We start from the raw sequence: 4,620 nt of genomic DNA, 5'->3' as shown, positions 1-4,620 counted from the left end.
CCCGGCGCCAGCGCGATATCGACCCCCTCAAACAGCATCCGCTGCCCCCGCAGACCCGCCACGCCGCTGAGGGCGAGCATCACGCGTCCGCCACCGCGTCTTCCAGCGCGTGCATGTCATCGTCGGACAGGCCGAAATGATGCCCGATCTCATGGATCGTCACATGCGCGACCAGCTCGTCCAGCCGCACGCCGGTTTCGATCCATTCGTCCAGGATCGCGCGGCGATACAAATGGATGCGGTCGGGCAGCGCGCCGGTATCCATCGACGATTTCTCACCCACCGGGCGCCCATGATACAGGCCGGTCAGGTCCAGCGGATGCTCGATCCCCAGGCTGGCCAGCGTCTCGTCATCGGCGAATTCCTCGACCAGCAGCACCACGTCGCCCAGATGCTCGGCAAAGGCGCGCGGCAGCTTGGCGATCGTCGCGCGCGCCAAAGCTTCTATCGTTGCCGCGTCCGGTGCCGCGCCGATGCCGTCTTGCCCGCCCATGCATCAGGCCATACCCGTGGGGACTTGGAACCGGCAAGCGATATAGGGAAATGGGGATGATCGAACCGCTCAGCGAAGTGGACCGCGCAGAGGCACTGGACGGCCTGCCCGACTGGGATCACGACGAGGCGCGCGACGCGATCACCCGCACCGTGGTGTTCGCCGATTTCGTGGAGGCCTTCGCCTTCATGACCCGCGTCGCGCTGATCGCGGAAAAGATGGACCATCATCCGGAGTGGAAGAACGTCTGGAACCGGGTGGAAATCCTCCTGACCACGCACGACGCCGGCGGCCTGTCCGGCCGCGACATCGAACTCGCCGAAGCGATCGACGCGATTATGGGCGAGTAGCGCCAGGAAGATGCCCTCTCCCCTCCGGGGAGAGGGAGGGGCCCGCCGCGGAGCGGTGGGAGGGTGAGGGGGTGCCAAGCAGCGCTACACTGCTTAGCACCCCCTCACCCGACCCTCTCCCCGCAGGGGAGAGGGCTAGGAGAAACAGCTACCGCCCCCCGCGCATCTGCCGCCGCAACTTCCCCGGCATCCACCGCGCCGCAAACGTCATCCGCCGCGCCGTCCGCCCCACCGGGGTCAGCAGCCGGTCGCCATGCACCGCATCCCAGGCCGCCTGCGCCACCGCCTCCACGGGCGTGAACTCCATCCCCTGCGCCCGCACCCGCTCGCGCGCGGTCCCCTTGCCCACCACCGCATCCAGCAGCGGCGTGTCGATGAAACTGGGCAGGATCGCGCGCACCTGGATGCCGTCCGCCGCCCATTCGCCGTCCAGTGCCTCGGTCAGCCCGCGCACCGCAAACTTCGTCGCCGAATAGGTCGCCAGCCCCGCCGATCCGTAGATGCCCGATGCGGACGAGGTGTTGAGCAGGCACGATCCCGGCGTCGCCTTCAGGTGCGGATAGGCGACGCGCGCGCCGTACGCGACCCCGCGAAAATTGATGTCGATCACCCGGTCCAGCGTGTCGATGTCGATCTCGCCGAACGGCCCGCCCGCTGCGATTCCGGCATTGTTGAACATCACGTCCAGCCGGCCTGCCGCGATCACGAAGCTCGCCAGCTCGCTTTCCCAGGCGCCGACATCGCGCACGTCCATCACATGCGTGCTGTGCGGGCCACCCAGCGCGGCGGCGGTTTCCGCCAGCTTGGCCTCGTCGCGATCGGCCAGCCCGACGCGCCACCCCGCCTTGGCGAACAGCGCCGCGGTGGCCCGCCCGATGCCCGATGCGGCACCGGTGACGAAGATCGCCTGCATATCCTCTCCTTCGGGCGCGTCATGCGCCAATCGTTTGACGTTTCACGCATCATTCCGCATCATCGCCGCCGATGCCAGCCCCGATCATCGCGCTCGACCGCGTCACCCGGCGCTTCGGCGCGACCACCGCGGTGGACGACGTGTCGCTCGACATCGCGCCCGGCGCCTTTGTCGCGCTGGTCGGGACATCCGGCTCGGGCAAGTCGACGCTGCTCCAGACGATCAACGCGCTGGTCCGCCCCGATACCGGCACCATCCGGGTTGAGGGGCAGGATATCGCAAGCGGCCCGCCCCACCTGCTCCGCCGCCGCATCGGCTATGTCTTTCAGGGCGACGGGCTGTTCCCGCACATGAGCGTCGCGGCCAATATCACGATCGGCCTGCGCCTCGCCGGCACGCCGGTCGGCGAGCGCGTCGCCGAGATGCTCGATCTGGTCGAGCTGCCCCGCGACCTCGCCGATCGCCGCCCCGATCAACTGTCCGGGGGCCAGCGCCAGCGCGTCGCCATCGCCCGCGCGCTCGCACCCGCGCCCGCCATCCTGCTGCTCGACGAGGCGCTGGGCGCGCTCGATCCCGTCACCCGCGACGGGCTCGGCACCCGGCTGCGCGCGCTCCATGATCGCCTCGGCCTTTCCACCATCCTCGTCACCCACGACATGGCGGAGGCGTTGCTCCTCGCCGATCGCGTGCTGGTGATGGCGCATGGCCGCATCGTCGCCGACGCCACCCCTGCTGAACTCGCGGCCGGCGGCGGGGGTCAGGCTGCGCAGGCGCTGATGGCCGTACCCCGGCATCAGGCCGAACGGCTGGCGACACTCATCCGATGAGCGCGTTCCTCGACGCCCTTGCCGGCGTGCCCGCACTCCTCGCGCAGCACGTCCTGCTCGCCATCGCCGCGCTGGCGCTCGGCATGGTGATCAGCCTGCCGCTCGCGCTCCTCTCCGCACGCCGCCCACGCATCGGCCGCATCGCGCTGGGCTTTGCCAGCCTCGTGCAGACGATCCCGTCGCTTGCCCTGCTCGCACTCTTCTTCCCGCTGCTGCTCAGCCTGTCGGGGCTGGTCGGCGGGCGCATTCCCGCGCTCGGCTTCCTGCCCTCGCTGCTCGCGCTGGCGCTCTATGCCGCGCTGCCGATCCTGCGCAACGGCGTCACCGGGCTCACCGGCCTCGACCCCGCCGTCACCCGCGCGGCCGATGCGGTCGGCATGACGCCCACGCAAAAGCTGTGGCAGGTGGAACTGCCGCTCGCCGCGCCCGTCCTCGTCGCCGGCATCCGCACCGCCGCGGTCTGGACGATCGGTGCCGCCACCCTGTCCACCACCGTCGGCCAGCCCAGCCTGGGCGACCTGATCTTCGCCGGTCTCCAGACCCAGGCCTGGGCGCTCGTCCTCGCCGGCTGCCTCGCCGCCGCCGCCCTCGCGCTCGGTGTCGATGTGATGATCGGGATGATCGAGCACGGTCTTGCCCGTGGCCGCCGCCGGGTCTGGCTCGCCGGTGTCGCGCTGCTCTTTGGCGGGCTTGCGCTTGCCACCGCCCCGCTCTGGCCGCGCGGCGACGACCGGACGATCGTGATCGGCGCGAAGAACTTCTCCGAGCAATATATCCTCGCCCGCCTCATCGGCGACCGGCTGGAACGGGCCGGATACCATGTCAGCTACCGCGACGGCCTCGGTTCCGCGGTGATCTTCGGCGCGGCCCGGACGGGCGATGTCGATGTCTATGTCGACTATGCCGGCACGCTGTGGACCACCGCGATGCACCGCACGGACGCGCCACCCCGCGCCGCCATGCTCGCCGACCTGTCGCGTTGGACAGGTGCCCAAGGGGTCCGCCTGCTCGGCCCCCTCGGCTTCGAGAACGCCTATGCCTTTGCGATGCGAGGGGACGATGCCCGCCGCCGCGGCATCGCCACGCTGGCCGACCTGTCCGCCGCCGCACCGGCTTTGCGCCTCGGCAGCGATCTCGAATTTCTCGACCGCCCCGAATGGGCCGCGGTGCAGCGCGCCTATGCCTTACGCTTCGCCGCGACGACACCCTACAGCCCCACCTTCATGTACCGCGCGCTCGCCAGCGGACGGGCCGACGTCATCTCCGCCTTTTCCTCGGACGGCCGCATCGCCGCCGACGACCTGACCGTGCTCACCGATCCCAGGCACGCCATTCCCGGCTACGACGCCGTCCTGCTCCTCGGCCCCGCCCATGCACAGGACCCCCGCCTGCTCGCCGCACTCCGCCCCCTCCTCGACCGCATCCCCGTAGAAGCGATGCGCCAGGCCAATTACCGCGTCGACCGCGACACCGACAAGCAGACGCCGGAGGCCGCCGCCCGCTGGCTGGCGCAGCAGATCGGGCTCTAAAAGATCTTGCGCACCGACAGCCGCACGGTGCGTCCCAGCGCATCGACATAGCCCGGCTGATACCGGTTCGGCACGACGCCCGCCGCATCGGTCACGGTCTGCCGCTCGTTGAACAGGTTGTTGACGTACAGGCTGATCCGCATGCCCCGCGTCCAGGGATGCGCGCGCACCAGATCCAGCCGCTGGCCCAGATCGGCGAACAGCCGCAGGTTGACGGTCGCCAGGCTCTGGAAGGTCAGCGCATCGGGGCTTTCCGCGGTACCGCCGTTCACCCGCGTCGTGCTCTGCCAGTTCGCGGACAGGCGCGCGCCCAGCCCGTTGTTGCTGTATCCCGCCTGCGCCTCCACCTGATGTCGCGGCGCACCGCCCGCATTGCCGATCGCGTCGCCCTCCAGCAGATCCAGCACCGGCCCGCCCTCGGCCAGCACGCGCCGGTCCTTGAACGCGACGGTGTGATAAACCGCGAACTGCATGCGTCCGCCGCCCTGCCGTCCACCCGGCCCACGCC

At 70.2% G+C, this 4,620-nt stretch carries 5 protein-coding genes and 1 pseudogene; 3 read left to right on the top strand and 3 right to left on the bottom strand.

Annotated elements, in window-relative coordinates; genetic code table 11:
* Window positions 1-79: 79 nt before the first annotated feature.
* Window positions 80-493 (bottom strand): metallopeptidase family protein, encoded by a 414-nt coding sequence (locus Q0U08_RS17915; protein WP_298093011.1) that lies wholly within the window; start codon window positions 491-493, stop codon window positions 80-82.
* Between the two features lie 56 nt (window positions 494-549).
* On the opposite strand from Q0U08_RS17915, the gene Q0U08_RS17910 reads away from it, so the two are divergent.
* Window positions 550-843, top strand: a complete 294-nt coding sequence (locus tag Q0U08_RS17910) for a 4a-hydroxytetrahydrobiopterin dehydratase (protein WP_298093010.1) — start codon at window positions 550-552, stop codon at window positions 841-843.
* Between the two features lie 148 nt (window positions 844-991).
* Here Q0U08_RS17910 and Q0U08_RS17905 read toward each other — a convergent pair whose 3' ends face one another.
* Window positions 992-1,756: an SDR family oxidoreductase gene (locus Q0U08_RS17905; RefSeq protein ID WP_298093009.1), complete on the bottom strand. Its 765-nt coding sequence runs from the start codon at window positions 1,754-1,756 to the stop codon at window positions 992-994.
* A gap of 71 nt (window positions 1,757-1,827) precedes the next feature.
* On the opposite strand from Q0U08_RS17905, the gene Q0U08_RS17900 reads away from it, so the two are divergent.
* Together Q0U08_RS17900 and Q0U08_RS17895 are read left to right on the top strand one after the other, a co-directional pair.
* Window positions 1,828-2,583: an ABC transporter ATP-binding protein gene (locus tag Q0U08_RS17900; protein ID WP_298093008.1), complete on the top strand. Its 756-nt coding sequence runs from the start codon at window positions 1,828-1,830 to the stop codon at window positions 2,581-2,583.
* The gene (locus tag Q0U08_RS17895; RefSeq protein WP_298093007.1) at window positions 2,580-4,112 is read left to right on the top strand and encodes a glycine betaine ABC transporter substrate-binding protein; all 1,533 of its coding nucleotides are present in this window, start codon (window positions 2,580-2,582) and stop codon (window positions 4,110-4,112) included. The genes Q0U08_RS17900 and Q0U08_RS17895 overlap by 4 nt, the downstream gene beginning before the upstream one ends.
* Here the strand turns inward: Q0U08_RS17895 and Q0U08_RS17890 are convergent.
* Window positions 4,109-4,620, bottom strand: a pseudogene (locus Q0U08_RS17890) (TonB-dependent receptor); the annotation flags it as partial. The gene Q0U08_RS17895 and the pseudogene Q0U08_RS17890 sit on opposite strands and share 4 nt — an antisense overlap.

Source organism: uncultured Sphingomonas sp. (assembly GCF_946477935.1).
Classification (GTDB): domain Bacteria; phylum Pseudomonadota; class Alphaproteobacteria; order Sphingomonadales; family Sphingomonadaceae; genus Sphingomonas.
The sequence above is the reverse complement of the archived record's forward strand: the minus strand, read 5'-3'. Positions and strand labels throughout refer to the sequence as shown.